Origin of the sequence: Mesorhizobium sp. AA22 (genome assembly GCF_001672375.2) — a bacterium.
Classification (GTDB): domain Bacteria; phylum Pseudomonadota; class Alphaproteobacteria; order Rhizobiales; family Rhizobiaceae; genus Mesorhizobium; species Mesorhizobium wenxiniae.
In genome coordinates, this window is record NZ_CP048406.1 from 3,197,123 (window position 1) to 3,216,356 (window position 19,234).

Here is a 19,234-nt window from a genome sequence, read left to right on the forward strand (position 1 = left end):
CTACCACGTGCGGTCGTGGCGGAATTGGTAGACGCGCAGCGTTGAGGTCGCTGTGGGGCAACCCGTGGAAGTTCGAGTCTTCTCGACCGCACCAGCTTTATCCAATAAGCTGTTATTTTATTACGCAATTTTCTGTTTCACCACAGCTCTTCCCAAGTCTGTTTGTGCAAGCTTAAACACTGTGCGAACCTGCGGCTGGTTGGGCGCGGAATGCCGCGCGCTAAGCGCATGGTTGAGCCGTCATCAAATGCCAGCTGCTTCAAAGACCCGAACCGTGTCGCGAAGCGGGCCATTGGGAATCCTCGGCAAAAGTTGCGCTTTTCACGCAAGCTCGCGCGGCTATCTATTGATGTGATGCGCGGCAAATAGTCCGCTGGTTGCATTATCTCGGGGCTTGTTTGCGGACGCGACTTTCCAGCCGCATAAGCAAATAGTCGACTTCTTGTCTGGCCGCCGCCGACAACGCACTGCCCGGCTTGCGCTGGGCGTCGGACGCGATGGCACCGCGCTTCATCATCACATATTTGCGTACCGCAAGTCCCACACCGGGTTGCTGCTCATAGCGCAGGTAGGGCAGGTGCGCGTCGAAAAGATCGTGCGCCTTGTCGCGCTCGCCGGCGGCAGACAATTTCACCACGTCGACGAGCATATCGGGGAAGGCATAGCCGGTCATCGCGCCGTCGGCGCCGCGCTCCATCTCGAAGTCGAGAAAGAGGCCGCCATTGCCGGTGAGGATGGACAGCGGCCGCAGTGAGCCGTCCTTCTGAAAGCCGCGCAGCGCGCTGATCTTCTCCAGGCCCGGCCAGTCCTCGTGCTTGAGCATGAAGCAGGCCGGATTGTCGGTGACGATGCGGCGGATGACGGCCGGGGTCATGACGACCGAGAGGGTCAGCGGATAGTCCTGCAGGACGAAAGGAACATCCTCGCCGACCGCTTCGGATGCGTTGCGAAAATAGGTGACGATCTGGTCATCGGTGCGCAGCGCCGGCGGCGGCGCAATCATCACGCCTTGCGCGCCAACCTCGATCGAGGCGCGCGCAAGGCTACGCATGGCGGCGAAGCCAGGGGCGGAGACGCCGACGATGACCGGCAGCCTGGTGCGCGCCACGATGCGCTTGACGATCTCGAGCGATTCGCCGGCGTCGAGCTTTGGGGCCTCGCCCATGATGCCGAGGATTGTCATCCCATCGACGCCGCAGCGCTCGTAGAAATCGACCATGGAATCAAGTGATTCCCAGTCGATCTTGCCATCCGCCTCGAACGGCGTCGGGGCAATGGTGTAGACACCTTTGGTGTCAGGACCGATGGCCATGAGATTCTCCTAAATTCAGCTTTCAGTTATAGCGCAGGACCGACGGTCCGATCCAACCCGGCAGTTGGTCCGGACGGGCGGGGCGCGAAGTAACCGCATGGTAAGCTTGCTTCGCTATCACATTGATAATGCCATCGATGGCATATTTGCATCTCGGTAAATTAGTATGTCATTAACTATAGGGGTAAGGGACTACAGTCCATCGACAAGATGGTGGTTGGGCCTTGCCTTGTTTATGGCAACTTACGTGGCAGGCGCGTCTGCACTAAGTCCGCAGTCTTTCTTCCATCTAATTCTGGTTTATGCTCAGAAATTCACCGTCGGTATTCCGATCTTGTTTCTCAGCGGGGTCTGTTCTGCTGCGCTTATTTACGGACGAGCAGAGCCAACTCGCTACGTCGTAGATTTGGTTCGAGGCCGCTGGCGTAGCTGTTTGCTGGTTCTGCTGTTCTTCTTCGCGAGCTTGACCGCGTACTCTACCTACAAGATGGCCATCCCGTCCGTCGTTCCATTCTATGCGGACAACTGGTTAGCCGATCTGGATGAATGGCTGCACGGGACAGCGCCGTGGGAACTCACGCACAGGCTCGACAGCAATACGTGGTCGATCGTCGTCTTCAACAGCTATGAGGTGATTTGGTTTTTCCAATGGTTCGGCACCATGCTTTTCGTGTCTCTCTGGTCGGACAAGATTGGCCGCATCCGCTACCTCTGGGCAGCAGCGCTGACGTTATGCATCCTCGGCACCATCTTGGCCTCGGCGCTGGCGTCGGTCGGGCCGATCTACTACCACCAGTTTGTTGGCGAGGACCGCTTCAGCGGACTCAAGGTCGCCATGGACGGTCTCGACTATAGCCACATGGTGCGGGAGCCCGCCGCATATCTTCTGACGGCTTACCAGAGCGGCCGGCCAGACCTTGGCGGCGGCATCTCGGCCATGCCAAGCATGCACGTCGCCTTTGCCACACTGAATGCCTATCTGCTTTCTTCCCTCAATATCTGGCTCGGTGTTCTCGGTTGGATGTTCGCAGCCCTGATAATGTACGGTTCGGTATATACCGGATGGCACTATGCTGTTGACGGCTACGTCTCCATCATTGTGGTGTCGGTGATCTGGTGGGTAACCGGACGCCAGCCGGCGCAAATTGAGACACAGTTGATACGCCAATCGATAGAAGGTTAGGTGTGCGACGCCTGACAATGTCAGCCAGGGGCAACAGCGCTGGTTAATTTATTGGCCGCGCCAGCAATTGCAGACGCCCCACAGCGACGGCGAGGTCAAACCATGGAAAAGAGAAGGTCTTGGCCGATCCCGGGAATGGCTTTGCTAAAGTGAAGATCCAGCTTTAACCTTCTGCAGCGCATTTCCAGGTCGAAAACCGGGCTTGATCCCCTATCTGTCCGGGAACGCCGCACGGAACGGAGCCATTATGAGTGACAGCCAGCTCAAGGTAAGGATTGCGGGTGGGAACGCCATTCGAAGCCTGCATGCCGACCTGCCAGTCAACGCCACGTTCCATATCTGGCTTAAGGCGGCCAAGCCGGACGTTCCGGGCTCGCTGTCTTTTTCCAATGTCCGTGGCAAGTTCGGCGAGGTGAGCGTTACGAACGCCGAAGAGTATGAATTCAGAATTTTTCACGTCTTCGGCGGTGGCAGTGTCGAACTCGACTACGACACGGATCAGACCTCGGTATCGGTCGCCTACTGGTTCGCATTGGCCGACGTGCTGGAGACAGGCATTACAGTTATCCACACCAATCCGGGAAATGCCCCGCCGAACATTCCTGACAGCTATCATTTTCGCCCGCCGTTCGGCTGGATGAACGATCCAAACGGATTCGGCCGGTTTGGAGGTCGCCCACATCTCTTCTACCAGCATTATTCCCATGGGCTTCGGTGGAACACGATGCACTGGGGGCACGCCGTATCTTCCGACTATCTGCGATGGCGTCACATGCCCATATTCCTGTTCCCGTCGGAAGATCTTACCGCAAGGCCCGACAAACGGGGCGGGGCGTATTCCGGCTCAGCCATCCCGCTTGCCGATGGCCCGGGTATTCGCGTCTTTTTCACCGAGCAGGTACAGGACCGTATCCCGGAACAGCAGATCCAGCTCACTGCCACTTCCAGCGACCTCATTACGGCTGGAAATGCCGACGTCATCCTGCCCTACCGCCCCCTTGACGAGGGATTGACCACCGATTTTCGTGACCCATACGTCTTCAAGGGACCGGATGGCCGTTGGAAAATGCTGCTGGGCAGCCAGAGCGATGAGGGCGGCGTTGTCCTGCTCTACGAAACCCACGACCATACGGCCGCCACCGGCTGGACATATATCGGCAAGCTTCTGGTCGAGAAACACTATCGGACGACGGCGATCGAATGTCCCTGTCTGCTGCCGATCGACGGGCCTGCGACCGATCCCGCGACGCGCTGGGTTCTAATTCTCGGCCTGATGAATAGTGAGGACCAGTCCACCCGGCGCAAGAATCTGACAATGGCCATTGTCGGCTGGTTCGATGGTCAGACCTTTTCCAAGGAATTCGAACAGGAACTGGACTTCGGGACGGATAACTACGCCTTCCAGGCCTTCGTCGACGGTGATGCCATTGTCGGTATTGGATGGCTTGCCAACTGGGCCGATACCGGACCAGCGATCGATTTCCCCACAGCCATGACGTTGCCTCGCAACATCCATTTGTCTGCAGGCGAGTTGCATACCCCGCCCATCGGAGCAGCCGAGAGCCTGCGGAGCCATATTCTGGACCGAACGCGCCTTGCAGCCGGAGAGCAGGTAAGCTTTATCAACGGTTCCGTCGAAATCCTGTTCGAGTTGGAAAAGCCGGGTGCCCATTTCCGCCTGAAGCTCCATCATCCAACTGTTCGCCTCGAGGTTGTCGTCGACGACGAGGGACTTGCCATTTGTCATGAAGACGGGGGCGCAGCTCAGTCTCCTCACTATATCGCCAAGGGAGCCCGTCCAAGACGGCTGCGGATATTCCTCGACTACGGATCGATCGAGGTCTTCGCGGATCACGGTCGTTGGGCTGGCACGAAGCGGATCAGCGGTTTTGAGCCGGTGCAATCGGCACGTCTCATCGCCGAAACGGGCGCAGTTCTACACGCGACGGTATGGGCGCTCAAACCGTGACAAGGAGATCAATATTTCCAGTTTAGGATGGGGCGTCGTCAAACACCGACCAATGAACGAGGCCTTCGACGACGCCAAAGGCAAACTGTTCTTTTGCGCTGTAAATCAGCGGGTTGTCCCGAGCCATGTCAAGCAGTTCGGGTAGGGCATTGGCGACGACAATCCCGCGCGCACCCGGCAGGTCGAACATACTGCGATCGTTGTTGGTGTCGCCGGCGACCACCACCTCATCCAGGCCGATGCTGAGTTCATTGCAGAGCCAGGCCAGCGCCTGGCCCTTGTCTGCCGAACGCGGCAGGATATCGAGATCGCGTCCGCTGGAATAGATCATCGTCACTGACAGGCCGGCCTCGGCCAGAGCGCGCTCGATGCTGGCAAGGGCTTCCGGACTTGCTTCGTGCAGGTACCAACTCGATTTGAAGGCGTGTTGATAGCCGTCGGGTTGGCGAACGGTGTCTTCGAGCGATCCGAGCACCGCATCGACTTTCTCAAGAGACCAGCCTTCCGAAAACCTCTGGGTAAAGTGCCCCAGATCAGTAAAGTGTGCGAGACGCGAGGTGTGCCGCGGACCGGCGAGCATTGTGCCGACACCGCCGATCACGTAGTCCGGCGCTGGCAGGCCGACTTCGTCGACGAAGTTCAAAATATCGTCGGCCAGACGACCGCTGTTGTAGACGAGAACCGGCCGGTGCTCGGGGTCGAGCGCTTCCCATTTGGAACGGAAGCGTGATGTCGCCGGCGCGTCGCCTGCCAGAGTCCCGTCGAGGTCACTCGATAGAAGCGCGATCGGTTTCAATCGCCGTCGTTCCACGGCTCATCCCAATCATGGTCGTCGACCGCCTTCAGCACCGGACGTCCTTCGACAAGGCTGACAAGCTGCTGCGCGATACCTGTCCAGGTGAACAGGCTGCGCGCCTTGTGCGCGCCCATGCGACCCAGTCGGCCGTAGAGGCGCTGGTGCTTCATAGGCTTGACGATGGTGATGCCGAGATCTTCCTTGTCGAACGGATCACCGAACAGCGCGTGCCGGCCATAGCTGATCCCGCGATAGAGGCCGCCATGGATCGTAACCACGGTGGGCGTTCCGCAGGCCATTGCCTCGATCGCGGTCATGCCGAACGGCTCGTAGCGGCTCGACAGGACGAACATGTCCGCCGCCCGATAGGAGTCGGCCAGATCCTCGTCGGCAACATATCCAGAGAAGACGACACGATCCTGCAAGCCTAGCTGTTCAACCTGTTCCTTGAGCTGGTTCAGGATCTTCTGTTCCTGCTCGTCCATGTTCTCGCCGCCGACAGCAAGTCTCAGGACCGCATCCGGCACACGCGGCGCCACCACGGAAAACGCATCGATCAGCAGGTCGTAGCCCTTGTTGGTGGCGAGCCGGCCGAGCGCCAGGATCGTTCGCCCTTCGAAGCCGAGCCGATGGCGGATCAGCCGGCGAGACGCCTCGCTGACGGGGAAGAACCGGTTGTCGTCGTAACCGGGCGGGATCATGTGCACGCGGTCGCGCTCGAGACTGTAGTCCTCGACCAGCATATCCAACTGCGGCGGCGTTGTTGCAATCACCATGGCACAGCTTCGATAGATGATGGTCTCGTGCTTTATGCGCTCGGTGAAATTGAACTCGGCCTCGAATGTATCGGCCTTGTCCGGGTAGTCCGTCTTCATCTGGCGCTGCTTCCATATGCCGAGCGAATGCGGCGTATGGATGTGCGGGATATTGAGAGCTTCCGACAGTCGCTGCCCCGCCACGCCCGCATCCCAGTAGTGACTGTTGATGAAGTCGTAGGAGAGGTTTTCCCTGCGAATCAGGCGCAACGCGTTTTCACACCACTCGAGAAGGTGGCGGTGGAGGTATTCCTTCGGAATAAAATCGGGTCCGCCGCAGGCGACACGCAGGACACGAACCCCGTCTGCCACTTCATCGATAGGAGGCTGGTCTTCAAATCGCCGCGTCCAGATATCGACGGCATAGCCCAATTGGGCCAGCTTTTTGGCAAGTTCCAGGACGTAGACCACCTGTCCGCCGGTATCGGCCGCGCCGAGTGGTGGGTTGGCAGCTACGTAGCCGTGGGTTGAAATGAGTGCAATTCGAGGTGTCGCCGCATCCGAGTTGACGTCCGGCATCTGTATCCTTCTCTACGATTCTGCACGCCCTCAGTCGAAAGCGTGCGCCAATTCACAACTATAGGGATTCCACCACCCATCCGCAAATTCCGAGCACGCGCTCAGGTCAGCGCAATTGACGCGATGGTAAGGCGAACCGGCTCTGTTGCATGTTTCGGTCACCGAGTGGCCTCAAACAGCGTTAGACGGTTGTTCGAGGATTTATGGTGTCCAAAGGCCGCCATTTCGATCGGTCTGTCGTCCTTTGCGCCCGTTGGTCTCTGGCCTCAGGAGCTGAGCCTACGCCTCCTTGAGGAGATGGCCGAGTGCGGCATCAACGTCGATCCCTCAATCCGGTTGCGCGTGGCTTCGCTCCCCGGTGAGGAAGGGTGGATTTCGTTTGATTTTCCCGCGCATTGCGCAATAGAGCTGCGGAGCCTCAGGTCGAATCGTGCCGCCGCTCTATCTTTGTGTTTCAGCATCGGATTTTCCCAAAACCGGTTTCCACTTCTGGGTCCGATGCTCTAGACCTGACAGGCACCTTTTCCGGAATTCTGATGGCGGGAGGCGCTGGTGGAAGGCCAGGACGAACAGACGACCGGCGCCAGGGCCGCTGAGGACAGCCACGCCGACATTTATGGCGAGGACGGCGCCATTCTGTCTTCGTTCCTTGCCGCGATCGGTGCAGCGATTGCCGATCGCGACACGCTGACGCTGAAGCGTGAAGTCGACGACCTGCACCAATCGGAACTTGGCGATCTGCTCGAGGCGCTTCATCCCGAACAGCGCCGCGCGCTGGTCGACTTGTTGGGCGCCGATTTCGACTTTTCCGCGCTGACCGAGGTCGACGAGGCGATCCGCCGCGACATCGTCGACAGCCTGCCCAACGCGCAGATTGCCCAGGGGGTGCAGGATCTCGATTCCGACGACGCGGTCTACATTCTCGAGGATCTCGAAAAGGAAGACCAGGACGAGATCCTGTCGCAACTGCCGTTCACCGAGCGGATCAGGCTGCGCCGCTCGCTCGACTATCCCGAAGAGACCGCCGGCCGCCGCATGCAGACGGAGTTCGTCGCGGTGCCGCCGTTCTGGACGATCGGCCAGACCATCGACTACATGCGCGAGGACAACAACCTTCCCGACCGCTTCAGCCAGATCTTCGTCATTGATCCGAGCTTCAAGCTGCTCGGCGCCATCGATCTCGACCAGATTCTGCGCACCAAGCGCTCGATCAAGGTCGAAGAGGTCATGCATGAGACCAGGCACGCCATTCCGGCCACGATGGACCAGGAAGAGGCGGCGCGCGAATTCGAACAATACGACCTTCTCTCCGCCGCCGTCGTCGACGAGAACGAGCGGCTGGTCGGCGTGCTGACCATTGACGACGTGGTCGACGTCATCCAGCAGGAAGCCGAGGAGGATCTGCTGCGCATGGGCGGTGTCGGCGACGAAGAGCTGTCGGATAGCATTCTTTCGACCTCGCGCTCGCGGGTTCCGTGGCTGCTCGTCAACCTGCTGACGGCGTTCCTGGCGGCCTCGGTGATCGGCCTGTTCGACCGCACGATCGAGCACATCGTGGCGCTGGCCGTGCTGATGCCGATCGTCGCGGGCATGGGCGGCAATGCCGGCTCGCAGACCATGACGGTCACGGTGCGGGCGCTGGCAACCAGGGACCTCGACATCTACAATGCCGGCCGCATCATCCGCCGCGAGATGGGGGTGGGCTTTATCAACGGCATCATCTTCGCCATCTTGATCGGCATCGTCGCGGCCGCCTGGTTCCGCGATCCCAATTTGGGCGGCATCATCGCAGCGGCGATGATCATCAACATGTTCGTCGCCGCACTTGCCGGCATCCTGATCCCGCTGCTGCTCGACCGGTTCAAGATCGACCCGGCCGTGGCCTCGGCGGTTTTCGTCACGACGGTCACCGACGTCGTCGGCTTCTTTGCCTTCCTCGGCCTCGCCACATGGTGGTTCGGCGTGCGCTGAGCGAACGTGCGGTTATGCCTTCAATTGACTTTTACGTAAATGCCATGCGAGATTTTGGAAGTGCCTGTCGGCCGATTCTGACGCGCGTCTGGACGATAGCGAGGCCGCATGGTTGGAACTCGCAGCGCGGCTGGGCATTTGGAGTGACGATGCGGGAATATTATTCGATCACCGAACTGACCCGCGAATTCGATATTTCGACGCGGACGCTGCGCTTCTACGAGGACGAGGGGCTGGTGCAGCCGGTACGTCGCGGCCGTACGCGGCTGTTTCGCCCGTCGGACCGGCACCTCATCCGCCAGATCATGCGCGGCAAGAGACTCGGCTTTTCGATCAATGAAATCCGCGAAATCATCCAGATGTATAAGGAGCCGCCCGGGGAGGTCGGTCAGCTCAACCTGATGATCAAACGCATTGAGGAAAAGCGCGAGGATCTGCGCCAGAAGCGCCGGGACCTCGAAGAGACCTTGGCCGAACTCGACCAGGCCGAGGAATCCTGCGTCGAGCGATTGGTGGAGCTCGGCGTCAACACCTGACCGGCCCTTTCGATAATTCTACTCTGAAAAGACCTTGCTGCACGCCTCAAATCCAGCGTCGCACCTTTTTCGCGTAGTCCCGGTATTTCTTGCCGAATTTCGTCGTCAGCACTTTTTCCTCGCCCTCAATCGCCATTTTCTGCGTTGCGAAGGCGGCGATGATCGCCAGCGGCAGGAACCATACGATCCCCGAGACAAGGGCCACGCCGATCAGCAGCAGTGTGTTGGCCAGATATATTGGGTTGCGGCTGACAGCAAAGGGGCCTGATGTCACCAGATGGTCCGGCACGGCGTTTGGGTGGAGCGTCGTCTTTGCCCGGATCATGGTGCGGATCGCCGTGAACCAGAGTGCGACGACGCCGAACAATGCCACCCAGCCGGCCGCGAACAGGATGTCGCCGAGCAGGCCGCCGATCCATGGCAGCGGGTAGAGCAAGCCAAGCCCGATGCTGACGGCGATGGCCGCGACATAGATCAGCGGCGGCCAAGGTATAAACCCCGGTTTAGGTTGCCCCGGTTTCTGTTGATGGTCGGTCATTGTGCTCCTCCCTCCATCAAAGTGCTGTCGGCTTTGGCAGTGCAGGCGCCGGCGAGCTCGTTGAGATGTGCCTTCCATTCCGCAGCCTGGTCGTTGCGGTAGAGCCGATCAAGCGTGGCCTCGCCCTCGAGTGTATCGAGCATGCACACACAATAGCTGGAGCAGAACTCCGTGTCGCGCGATTGCTCGCACGATGTCTGGCATTCTTTCAGGAAGGTGACCTGCCTGGTCTCGACCGGTGCCGGCACCACTTGCGAAAGCAGCCAGACCGAGCCGATCAGCACCGGCTGGTGGATCAGATAGAAGGCGAGGCTGTGCCGGCCGATAAAGACCAGCGGATTTGTCCAGCGGCCGGGCGTCAGGCCCGCCAGCCGCGTCAGCAAGCCGGAAGTGAAGGCGAGTTTTGCCGCCGCGATGCCCACAAGCACGGGGCCGAACCATGGAAACAGCGGCACATAATCGTTGGAGCGAGGATTGGTTGCCGACAGGCCGACCCACCACAGGGCCGGATGGTCGAAGATCTCGGACCTGAGGTAGAGCGGCGCGGTGATGACGAAAGCCGCGACAACAAGCGTCAGCAGCGCCGGCAGCCGCAGAAACACCAGGCCGAGCAGGCTGGCGAGCGCGATCTCGTGCAGGATACCGAAGAAGATGAAACTGTCCGGCGTGGCAAGCCTCGTGGCAGCCGATATGGCGAGCGCCGCACCAGCGACCATGGCGAAGCGTTTCCAGAAACCGTTCCAGCGGATCTGTTTGCCATGGGCGAGGAACAGACTGACGCCGACCAGGAACAGGAAGGTCGAAGCGATGCAGCGCGCGTAGAATTTCCACCAGCCGAAGGCGGTCAGACCGGGATCGGTGTAGCCGAAGAATTCGAGATCCCAGGTGAAATGGTAACTCGCCATGGCAAGCAAAGCGACGCCGCGGGCGACGTCGATGGCGATGATGCGCTTCGGCTTCGGTTGATCCTGAACGGATACGGTCAGCGTGTCGATGCTCATGGTCTCGCAATTCTGATTCAGCAAAGCAAGACGACTATCACGATTGGCCCGGACAAAAGAAGGCGGCAACACACGGCCTCGGCTCCGGTTCGCGCCGGCGTCGCATCAAGGCCGGCATTAGAGCGACGTGCGTCCACTTGGACGCACAAAGTTCGCTCTAACGCTTTGAATCTACGCATCGTGCTTTCCGAGAATCGATTCCGATTTCGCGCCGATGCGGTAGGCCAGCGCCGGAAAGCCTTTGGCCGGTTCGCTTTTTGCCGTGAACGGGTCGGTTTCCTGTTACCGACCCTAGGATGGCCACGGCAGATTTGGCGCTCACGTCCTGCTTTGGGCGATTCTGCTTCGGGGACAGCAATGGCTACCCATGTGCGGCAGTTGGTGGGCATGCTTTGCCGCGTGATGGGCGCCAGCGCGTTGTCCATCACGCTCAGCCTCTACATTATGGACCACATCCGCAAGACCGATTTCATGCAGGCCGAATCGCTGCGCATGGCGTGGTCGATGCTCGCCTGGACAAGCGGGCCGACACTCGGCATCTTCCTCTACACGCGTTTTGGCATCTATGCCGCGCATGGCGCGGTCGCCATCTTCGCCATGGCCCTGCTGGCGCTGTTCTGGACCAACCGGCTCGGCGACGATCAGTCGATCCGCCCTGGCAAGACGCGGCCGGCCAATCCGCTCGCCAATATCGGCCGCTTCGTCCCGCAGCCGCGTCTCAGGCTGGCCTGGCTGATCGCCTTCGGCCGCTCCTGCTTCTGGACGACATTTTTCGTCTACGGGCCTTTGTTCATGGTGATCACAGGAGAGGGCGAGCTCGCTGGCGGCCTGCTGGTCTCAGCGGGCAATGCGCTGTTGTTCACGGCCATCTTCTGGGGCAGAGTGGGACAGCGTTTCGGCGGCCGGCGAACCATGACATCAGCCTATTTCGCCCTGTCGGCCATGCTGCTGGCGGCAGGCGCCGTCGGCGAATCCGTGCCGTTTCTTACCGGCGCCTTGCTGCTGTGCGGCGCGCTCTTCGCCATCGCTCTCGACGCGTTGGGCTCGACCGCCTTCATGCGCTCGGTGCGGTTCTATGAAAGGGCTGAGATGGCGGCGGTCTATCGCACCTATCTCGACTTTTCCGAGCTGACACCGCCGTTGGTCTATTCGGTGGTGCTGGCGTTTTTCGGGCTGGGCTCGGTGTTCGCCACGCTCGGCCTGCTGGCGGCGGGCTGCGGTTTTGTCACCTGGCGGTATCTGCCGAAGTCGCTTTGATCGTCAGAATTTTGGTGAAAGCGTTGTATGCCGCTCGCGCACCCAGTTGTGGAAGCGATGCAATTCATATTCCTCGGGCATCAGCATGCGGCCTTGTGGCGCATCGAGCGCAGGCCTTTCTGGTTGATCTCGCAGATATCAGCGTCCTCCTCCAGCACCTGCCTGCCGAAAGCGACGATGTTGTCGATATTAGCCGTTGGATCGGCGAGCTTCGGGGGAAAAAAGCCATTCGGCGGTCAGTTCGGTCTGCTCCGAGCCGAGCGGCACCAATCGCGGCGACGGGCTGGCTGGCCCGCCGAGAGGCGCATTCGCGCTGGTGGCTGGCGGAATTTGGTTTGCCGGACGCGACGATTCTGCCTATAGTCGCAGCTGTCGTCGGTTCCGTTTGGAGCCGCGCATGATCCCGAAACCGGAATCGGTTTCGGAAAGGTCATGCGCAGAGTCTAAGTGTTAGAGCGTCCTTGTGCGTCCATTCGGACGCACGGCGCCCTAAAGGGAATGCGGTGAGGGCGAATTGTTGGCCCAATGCCGTGGCTGCCCCCGCAACTGTGTGCGGTTAGTCCTCTCCATATGCCACTGAAGAGTTTCTTCGGGAAGGTGGGGAAGGGCGTTGATCCGCGAGCCAGGAGACCTGCCGGCGACAGGAAAACTGACTTCTATGCCCTCGGGTGGAGGGCGAAAGGACAAGACATGAATACCGCTTCCGTCTCGCTCGGCACTTCCGTCTCCTCGCAGTCGCGCTTCGTGCAGCTGGCGCTTGCTGCATTTCTCGGCATTTTCGTGATGGGCTTTGTCGGCTTCTCGCATATCGATGCGGTCCACAATGCCGCTCACGACTATCGCCATTCGATGGCGTTCCCCTGCCACTGATGAGGGGCTGACACCATGACACTGTTTCGCAACGTCGTGTTCATCGCGGCGATCGCAGGGCTTGTGGCAGGCGTCGTTCTCGCCTGCATGCAGGCCTATGCCACGGTGCCGCTCATTCTGAAAGCGGAAGTCTACGAACAGGCCGGCGGTGGTCACACGCATGACCATGCCGCGGCGCCGGCTGCGAACGCCGGGGATACGAATGCTATGACCAGCGCGGCGCCAGCGCCGGCCGAAGCTGCCGCCCCGGAAGAGGGGGGCTGGACGCCGGCCGACGGCTTCGAGCGCTTCGCCTTCAATATCGTTGCCAATGTGGTCACCGGCATCGGCTTTGCGCTGATCTTGGTCGCCGCTTCGGAGTTCGCCGGCGGCATCGGCAATTGGCGTCAGGGCCTGTTCTGGGGCTTTGCCGGCTTTGCCGTATTCACGCTGGCTCCGAACCTTGGCCTGCCGCCCGAATTGCCGGCGATGCCGGCGGCCGATCTCACCCAGCGCCAGATCTGGTGGACGGCGACCGTGATGGCGACCGCGGCGGGTCTCGGCCTGCTTGCCTTCCGCAAGTCGTTGCCACTGGCGCTGATTGCCGTAGCGTTGATCGTGGCGCCGCATATCGTCGGCGCGCCGCAGCCCGACAGTTTCGAATCGCCGATCCCAGAAGGCCTGCATCACCAGTTCGTGGTGGCGGTGACGCTGACCAATCTGGTGTTCTGGCTGGTGCTCGGCGGCATCGTCGGCGTGGTGCGTGGCCGCTTGACCGGCACCGCGACCGGCCTACGCGACAGCTTTGCCTGATCGCGTTGCCGGGACGCTGACCCTGGTCATCGGCGGTGCACGCTCCGGCAAGAGCGCGCATGCCGAAAAATTGGCGAGGGCCTGCCCGGCGCCGTGGGCCTATATCGCCACGGCGCAAGCCTATGACGACGAGATGCGCGAACGTATTGCGCTGCATCGGTCGCGGCGCGGCGAGGGCTGGACGACCATCGACGCGCCGCTCGATCTCGTCGGCGCGATCCAGGCGCTGCCTGACGGCCGGCCCGTCCTGATCGACTGCCTGACTTTGTGGCTGACCAATCATATGCTGGCCGAACATGACGTTGAGGCCGAATGCCGAGGGCTGGCGGATGTGCTGTCACGACCGCGCGGGCCGTGGTTCGTGGTTTCCAACGAGGTCGGCCAGGGCATCGTGCCGGACAATGCGTTGGCTCGCCGGTTTCGCGATGCCGCCGGCCGGCTCAACCAGCAAGTCGCGGCAGTGTCCGATACGGTGCTGCTGATGGTGGTGGGGCTGCCGCTCAAGGTGAAGTGACATGGCTGATACTATCGATCCCAAGGACGAGGAGCGCCATCGCGCCAAGATGGCCAAGCGCAAAGCGGTGCAGGACGCCGAGGTCGCGGCAAAGACGGTCGAGAAGGGGCTGCTGATCGTCAACACCGGGCCCGGCAAGGGCAAGACCACTGCCGCCTTCGGGCTGGCGCTGAGGATGCTCGGCTACGGCAGGCGCGTCGGCGTCGTCCAGTTCATCAAGGGCAAATGGCCTACCGGCGAGAAGGACGCCTTTGCCGCCTTCGGCGACCGGGTCGTCTGGCATACAATGGGCGAGGGCTTCACCTGGGAAACGCAGGATCTGAAGCGCGACATCGCCGCCGCCGAAGCGGCCTGGGCCAAGGCGCTCGAGCTGATGGCCGAGCCATCGATCAGCCTTCTGGTGCTCGACGAGCTGAACATCGCGCTGCGCTACGATTATCTCGATCTCGACAAAGTGGTGGCGGCGCTGAAAGGGCGCCGCGAAAACCTGCATGTCGTCGCCACCGGCCGCAACGCCAAGCCGGCGCTGGTCGATGCCGCCGATCTTGTCACCGAGATGGGCGTGACCAAGCATCACTTTTCCGCTGGCGTGAAGGCACAGCAAGGAATCGAGTTCTGATCACTTCGCAGCAGGAGAACTGTCTGTTGGAACAAGCGGTAATCGTCTATCTTCTTCTGAATGACGGGCAGTTTGGAACGTCGAAAGAACGCGCTTCCATTTTCGCGCTGGAAGATCGGCTAGAGCAAGTCGTCGGCAATGCTTCGGTCGGTGAGTTTGATGGCGATGAGTTTGGCGACGGCAAGTGCATCCTCTATATGTACGGGCCAGATGCTGAGCGACTCTTTTTTGTGATTGAACCAGTATTGAAATCTTCTCCTGCAGCTGTCGGTGGCTATGCGATCAAAAGGTTTGGCAAGGCGGGTTGATTCAAGCGCAAGGGAAGTCCGCGTTACTTGGTGACTTGAGTTCCCGACCCGTCCGATGGGTCACGCAGCGATGACGATCACCGACAGCAAGCCGAACAGCGCGATCAGCAAAAAGTCGGCCACCCGATAGAGTTTCAGCGCCCGCCTGATGTCGGCGCTCTCGGCATCGCGGTGGCCGCCTTCGCCCATGAACGTATCGTCGACCATGACGCCGTCATAGGAACGCGGGCCGGCGAGCGCCAGGCCGAGCGCGCCGGCCATCGCCGCCTCCGGCCAGCCGGCATTGGGCGAGCGGTGCTTTGTCGCGTCGCGCTGCACGGTGCGCCAGGCGTTGCCGGCATCGGCGCCTTTGACGAAGAAAGAGGCACCCACGATGAGCAGTGCGGTCAGCCGCGACGCCGGCAGGTTGATCAGATCGTCGAAGCGCGCTGCCGCCCTGCCGAAGGCCTCGTGGCGCGGGGTGCGGTGGCCGATCATCGAATCGGCCGTGTTGGCGGCCTTGTAGGCGACGCCGCCGGCCAGCCCGCCGACGCCGATCCAGAAGACGGGCGCAACGACGCCGTCGGAAAAATTCTCGGCCAGGCTTTCGATCGCCGCGCGGCAGACGCCGGCTCTGTCGAGCTTTTCCGGATCGCGGCCGACGATCCTTGAGACGGCAGCACGGCCAATGTCGAGTCCACCATTGTCCAGTCCGTCGGCCACCGCCTCGACATGCTCGGCCAGGCTCTTCTGCGACAGCAGCGACGTCGCCAGGATTGCCGTGAGGACCAGTCCAGCTGGAATGCCCGAAAGCATGGCTTCCACGGCGAAGGCGATGGCGGCCGGCACCAGCACGATGATCAGCAGCGCATGAACACCGCGCCGGCGACGCAGGGCGTCGGAATCAGTATCGCGGTTGAGCCTGCGGTCGAGAAAGGATATCAGCCTGCCGAACCAGGTGACGGGATGGCCGATGGCGCCGAACAGCCAGGCCGGGTAACCCACGGCGAATTCAACAACCAGTGACAGGAAAGCGGTCAGGATCGACATGAAGTCTCTTGATGGAGCGGCAACAGTGGTGGATCACGGCGGAAGCCTTGGCCGGGCGAGGGCGCTGTTTCCGCATGCGCCGCAGCCCTTCGTCGACCTCTCGACCGGTATCAATCCGCACTCCTATCCGTTTTTCGATCTGCCCGCCACCGCCCTGTCCAGATTGCCGGAAGCAGCGCGGGTCCGCGAGTTGGCCGAAGTCGCGGCAAGCGTTTATGGCGCGCCATCGGCAGCGAATGTGGTGGCGACGCCGGGCACGCAGATCCTGTTGCCGCGCGTCGCCTCGCTGGCGAGCCCCGGCAAGGCGCTGGTGCTCGGGCCGACCTATGCTGAACATCAGCGGGCAGCGGCAATCGCCGGCCATGCTGTGACGGAGGTCGATGATTTCGAGGTCCTGGCAGGAGCCGATCTCGCCATCATCGTCAACCCCAACAATCCGGACGGGCGCATCATCGAACGCAAGAAGCTGCTCGATCTTGCCGGAAAATTGCGCGCCAAAGGCGGGTTGCTGGTCGTCGATGAGGCGTTCATGGATGTCGGGCCGCGCGCGGAAAGCCTGGCCGGCGATGTCGAGCAAGGCGGCATTGTCGTGCTGCGTTCCTTCGGCAAATTCTTTGGCCTCGCCGGCCTGCGGCTCGGCTTTGCACTGGCCGACGCGCTGACGGTCGAACGGCTCGAGGCGCAGTTCGGGCCATGGGCGGTCGCCGGCCCAGCGCTCGAATACGGTATCCGCGCGCTTGCCGACAGCGGCTGGCGGGCCGAGATGCGACGCCGTCTGGCAGAGGATGCAGCACGGCTCGATGCGTTGTTCGGCCGCTTCGGCGTCTCAGTCGCCGGCGGCACCACGCTGTTCCGCTATATCGGGCTGGCGGACGCCGCCGGACTGTTTTCGGCGCTTGGCGAGCGCGGCATCCTGCTTCGGCATTTTTCCGGCCGGCCGCATGTGCTGCGCGCCGGGCTGCCGGGTCCTGACGAGGAATGGCAGCGGCTCGAATCGGCTCTTGCCGACTGGGCGCAACAGCGCGACGATAACACCAAGGAGGTCAAGCAATGATCCATGTCTGTTCGCTATCGAAGGTCGAGGAAACGGTCGCGAGAACCGGCGCCGAGCGGCTGCTTTCCCTGCTGGCTGCCGGTACCGAGGTGACGCGGCCGGCGTCGATCGCCCGGGAAAACCATCTGCATCTGGTCATGCATGACATTGCGGTGGCGCAAGAGGGCATGACCATGCCGGGCGAAATCCATGTCCGCGATCTGCTCGATTTCGCGCGCCGATGGGATCGTGCAAGGCCGCTGGTCGTGCATTGCTATGCCGGCATCAGCCGTTCGACCGCCTCGGCTTACATCATCGCGGCGGCATTGGCGCCGAAGCGCTGCGAGGTCGAATTGGCTGAGACGCTGCGCGCGTTGTCGCCGACGGCGACACCTAACCCGCGGCTGATCGCGGTCGCCGATACGCTGCTCGATCGCAACGGCCGCATGATCGGCGCGATCCAGGCGATCGGGCGCGGCGCGGACGCCTTCGAAGGTACGCCTTTTGAGTTGAAGATCGACGCCTAATGCTGTCGCCCAAAAGTGCGCAGCGGTTTTGGGGTAACGACATGTATAAAAACAAGAGCTTAAAGCGCGTCGCATAAATCCGTTCAGACGCGACGCGCTTTAGAGTTTGACCAAGATCTTTTCCGAAACCCGGTTTCCGCTGTTTGCTGCGCTGACCTTCGGTTCGGGACCATGGCCTGACTATGCCAGCCAGTCGGCCAGCTTCGCCTTGCGCACATCCTTCAACAGGCTGATGAAGCCGTCGGCCTGATGGTTGGCGGTAAGCCTGCCCTTTTCGGCCGTTGCAATGCTGGCGTCCCCGACCACGCCGTTCGGGTTGAGATCGGTGGCGATCCAGGCGAAGGCGTGCGTTCCGGTTTGGCGCAGCAGTGGAAATTCCTTTTCGGCGCGGGCGACGTTGGACACGAAATTGTCGGCCTTTGCCATGTCGACCAGATCCGGCCGGAAATGCAGCATCAGCGAGGTCTCGACATCGCCGCCATGGATGCCGTGGCGATCCTCAAGCTCGGTATACATGCCGGCCGGCCGGCCAAAGCGCTGCCAGCTCGTCTTCACCGCCAGCATCTTTGCACGCACGCGCAATTCGCGCGTGATGATGCCCATGATCTCTTCGTTGCCGCCATGCGAGTTGACGACGATCAGTTTCCTTAGCCCGGCCCGCGCGATCGACAGGCCAAGCTCGGTCCACGCCTCGATCAAGATCGGCGCCGGCAGAGTGAGGGTTCCCGGTGCATGCAGGTGCTCGTTCGACTTACCCACCGCCTGGACGGGCAGGATGCGGATGTCGAGATCGGCGGGCAGGCGGGCGATCACCGTGTCGAGCATGCCGGTCATGATCGAGGTGTCGGTCGAAACCGGCAGATGCGGGCCGTGCTGTTCGATCGCCGCCACCGGCAGGACGGCGATCGTCGCCTCCGGATCGATCGTGGCGTATTCGGTGGTCCGGTAGTCGCCCCACCACACGCGTTTGTTTGCAGCGGTCATGTCATGCCTTTTCGATAGACTGGCCTTTTCGATAGACTGGCCTCTTCGATGCACGGCCAGACCTAGCGCGGGAAGGATCGCCTGTCGATCACCCTGCCGCGATGACCTCGATCTCGACCTTGAATTCCGGCCGCGCGAAACCGGACACGATCATCAGCGTCGAAGCCGGCGCCGGGCTGGTGAACAGCCGATCGCGAACGTCCATATAGGGCCGCAGGAAGGCGCGGTCGGTGACATAGGTGTTGATGCGGACGATGTCGGAAAGTCCAAGCCCGGCCTCGCCAAGAATCGCCGCGATGTTCTGAAAACAGAGTTCGGCCTGTGCGCCGGCATCCTCCGGGATCTGATCGTCCGGAGCGATGGCGACCTGGCCCGAACACAGCACCAGCCTCTTGCCGGGAGGCACCTCGACGCCATGACTGTAGCGGGCGAAGGGCGGCTTGATCGACTTCGGCGCCAGGAATTTGAACATGAAAATCTCCAATCTGATGTCAGCCTAAAGCCGGATTGGCGGCCCGTTCAAGATGCAGTGCATACTATCAGGGCGATTGTGGACAGGCGTTCAAAAAATAGGCACGATGCCCCCGGTACAGCATGACCGTCCGGCCTTCGTGCACCACCGTTGCGCAGGCGGGCGGCCTCGGTGATGGCATGTGTCTTG

The 19,234-nt window shown here is 61.3% G+C and carries 20 protein-coding genes, 1 tRNA gene and 1 riboswitch; of the genes, 13 read left to right on the top strand and 8 right to left on the bottom strand.

Features of this window, described 5'->3' with window-relative positions:
* Positions 1–9: 9 nt before the first annotated feature.
* Positions 10–94, top strand: a tRNA-Leu gene (locus A9K68_RS15490).
* 288 nt (positions 95–382) lie between these two features.
* On the opposite strand, the gene A9K68_RS15495 is transcribed toward A9K68_RS15490, so the two are convergent.
* Positions 383–1,312, bottom strand: coding sequence for a dihydrodipicolinate synthase family protein (locus A9K68_RS15495; protein ID WP_065012292.1), 930 nt, complete (start codon positions 1,310–1,312; stop codon positions 383–385).
* A gap of 217 nt (positions 1,313–1,529) precedes the next feature.
* On the opposite strand from A9K68_RS15495, the gene A9K68_RS15500 reads away from it, so the two are divergent.
* Together A9K68_RS15500 and A9K68_RS15505 are read left to right on the top strand one after the other, a co-directional pair.
* Positions 1,530–2,495 carry a phosphatase PAP2 family protein gene (locus A9K68_RS15500; protein WP_246811384.1) on the top strand — a complete coding sequence of 322 codons (966 nt, stop codon included), beginning with the start codon at positions 1,530–1,532 and terminating at the stop codon, positions 2,493–2,495.
* Between the two features lie 247 nt (positions 2,496–2,742).
* Positions 2,743–4,464: a GH32 C-terminal domain-containing protein gene (locus A9K68_RS15505; protein WP_065012290.1), complete on the top strand. Its 1,722-nt coding sequence runs from the start codon at positions 2,743–2,745 to the stop codon at positions 4,462–4,464.
* Between the two features lie 22 nt (positions 4,465–4,486).
* On the opposite strand, the gene A9K68_RS15510 is transcribed toward A9K68_RS15505, so the two are convergent.
* Together A9K68_RS15510 and A9K68_RS15515 are read right to left on the bottom strand one after the other, a co-directional pair.
* The gene (locus A9K68_RS15510; RefSeq protein WP_065012289.1) at positions 4,487–5,260 is read right to left on the bottom strand and encodes an HAD-IIB family hydrolase; all 774 of its coding nucleotides are present in this window, start codon (positions 5,258–5,260) and stop codon (positions 4,487–4,489) included.
* The gene (locus A9K68_RS15515) at positions 5,257–6,594 is read right to left on the bottom strand and encodes a glycosyltransferase family 1 protein (protein WP_065012288.1); all 1,338 of its coding nucleotides are present in this window, start codon (positions 6,592–6,594) and stop codon (positions 5,257–5,259) included. The genes A9K68_RS15510 and A9K68_RS15515 overlap by 4 nt, the downstream gene beginning before the upstream one ends.
* Positions 6,595–7,146: 552 nt before the next feature.
* Here A9K68_RS15515 and mgtE point away from each other — a divergent pair.
* Both mgtE and A9K68_RS15525 read left to right on the top strand, forming a co-directional pair.
* Positions 7,147–8,565, top strand: coding sequence for a magnesium transporter (gene mgtE, locus A9K68_RS15520; protein WP_029352017.1), 1,419 nt, complete (start codon positions 7,147–7,149; stop codon positions 8,563–8,565).
* A gap of 149 nt (positions 8,566–8,714) precedes the next feature.
* Complete coding sequence (locus A9K68_RS15525; protein WP_065012286.1) at positions 8,715–9,101, top strand: MerR family DNA-binding transcriptional regulator; 387 nt, start codon at positions 8,715–8,717, stop codon at positions 9,099–9,101.
* A gap of 46 nt (positions 9,102–9,147) precedes the next feature.
* Here A9K68_RS15525 and A9K68_RS15530 read toward each other — a convergent pair whose 3' ends face one another.
* Together A9K68_RS15530 and A9K68_RS15535 are read right to left on the bottom strand one after the other, a co-directional pair.
* Positions 9,148–9,639 (bottom strand): isoprenylcysteine carboxylmethyltransferase family protein, encoded by a 492-nt coding sequence (locus A9K68_RS15530; RefSeq protein ID WP_065012285.1) that lies wholly within the window; start codon positions 9,637–9,639, stop codon positions 9,148–9,150.
* Positions 9,636–10,640 (bottom strand): DUF1624 domain-containing protein, encoded by a 1,005-nt coding sequence (locus tag A9K68_RS15535; protein WP_065012356.1) that lies wholly within the window; start codon positions 10,638–10,640, stop codon positions 9,636–9,638. The genes A9K68_RS15530 and A9K68_RS15535 overlap by 4 nt, the downstream gene beginning before the upstream one ends.
* Positions 10,641–10,997: 357 nt before the next feature.
* On the opposite strand from A9K68_RS15535, the gene A9K68_RS15540 reads away from it, so the two are divergent.
* The 6 genes from A9K68_RS15540 (at position 10,998) to A9K68_RS15570 (ending at position 15,000) form a co-directional block, all read left to right on the top strand.
* On the top strand, positions 10,998–11,897 hold the full coding sequence (locus tag A9K68_RS15540; RefSeq protein WP_246811385.1) for an MFS transporter: 900 nt from the start codon (positions 10,998–11,000) through the stop codon (positions 11,895–11,897).
* A gap of 444 nt (positions 11,898–12,341) precedes the next feature.
* A riboswitch (cobalamin riboswitch) is annotated at positions 12,342–12,551 on the top strand.
* A 36-nt stretch (positions 12,552–12,587) separates the two neighbouring features.
* Positions 12,588–12,767: a CbtB domain-containing protein gene (locus tag A9K68_RS15550; RefSeq protein ID WP_029352005.1), complete on the top strand. Its 180-nt coding sequence runs from the start codon at positions 12,588–12,590 to the stop codon at positions 12,765–12,767.
* Positions 12,768–12,782: 15 nt separating this feature from the next.
* Entirely contained in the window at positions 12,783–13,559 is a 777-nt protein-coding gene (locus A9K68_RS15555) for a CbtA family protein (protein WP_065012283.1), read from the top strand.
* Complete coding sequence (gene cobU, locus A9K68_RS15560) at positions 13,552–14,073, top strand: bifunctional adenosylcobinamide kinase/adenosylcobinamide-phosphate guanylyltransferase (protein ID WP_065012282.1); 522 nt, start codon at positions 13,552–13,554, stop codon at positions 14,071–14,073. Before A9K68_RS15555 ends, cobU begins: the two co-directional genes overlap by 8 nt.
* A 1-nt stretch (position 14,074) precedes the next feature.
* Positions 14,075–14,692 (top strand): cob(I)yrinic acid a,c-diamide adenosyltransferase, encoded by a 618-nt coding sequence (gene cobO, locus A9K68_RS15565; protein ID WP_065012281.1) that lies wholly within the window; start codon positions 14,075–14,077, stop codon positions 14,690–14,692.
* A 26-nt stretch (positions 14,693–14,718) separates the two neighbouring features.
* The gene (locus A9K68_RS15570) at positions 14,719–15,000 is read left to right on the top strand and encodes a hypothetical protein (protein ID WP_246811386.1); all 282 of its coding nucleotides are present in this window, start codon (positions 14,719–14,721) and stop codon (positions 14,998–15,000) included.
* A gap of 60 nt (positions 15,001–15,060) precedes the next feature.
* Here A9K68_RS15570 and cbiB read toward each other — a convergent pair whose 3' ends face one another.
* On the bottom strand, positions 15,061–16,029 hold the full coding sequence (cbiB, locus tag A9K68_RS15575) for an adenosylcobinamide-phosphate synthase CbiB (protein ID WP_065012280.1): 969 nt from the start codon (positions 16,027–16,029) through the stop codon (positions 15,061–15,063).
* Here cbiB and cobD point away from each other — a divergent pair.
* Together cobD and A9K68_RS15585 are read left to right on the top strand one after the other, a co-directional pair.
* Positions 16,028–17,083 (top strand): threonine-phosphate decarboxylase CobD, encoded by a 1,056-nt coding sequence (gene cobD / locus A9K68_RS15580; protein WP_082982795.1) that lies wholly within the window; start codon positions 16,028–16,030, stop codon positions 17,081–17,083. The genes cbiB and cobD overlap by 2 nt on opposite strands.
* Entirely contained in the window at positions 17,080–17,589 is a 510-nt protein-coding gene (locus A9K68_RS15585) for a tyrosine phosphatase family protein (RefSeq protein ID WP_065012279.1), read from the top strand. Before cobD ends, A9K68_RS15585 begins: the two co-directional genes overlap by 4 nt.
* A 180-nt stretch (positions 17,590–17,769) precedes the next feature.
* Here A9K68_RS15585 and A9K68_RS15590 read toward each other — a convergent pair whose 3' ends face one another.
* Together A9K68_RS15590 and A9K68_RS15595 are read right to left on the bottom strand one after the other, a co-directional pair.
* Positions 17,770–18,573 (bottom strand): creatininase family protein, encoded by an 804-nt coding sequence (locus A9K68_RS15590; RefSeq protein WP_065012278.1) that lies wholly within the window; start codon positions 18,571–18,573, stop codon positions 17,770–17,772.
* 88 nt (positions 18,574–18,661) lie between these two features.
* Positions 18,662–19,045: a RidA family protein gene (locus tag A9K68_RS15595; protein ID WP_065012277.1), complete on the bottom strand. Its 384-nt coding sequence runs from the start codon at positions 19,043–19,045 to the stop codon at positions 18,662–18,664.
* Positions 19,046–19,234: the final 189 nt, after the last annotated feature.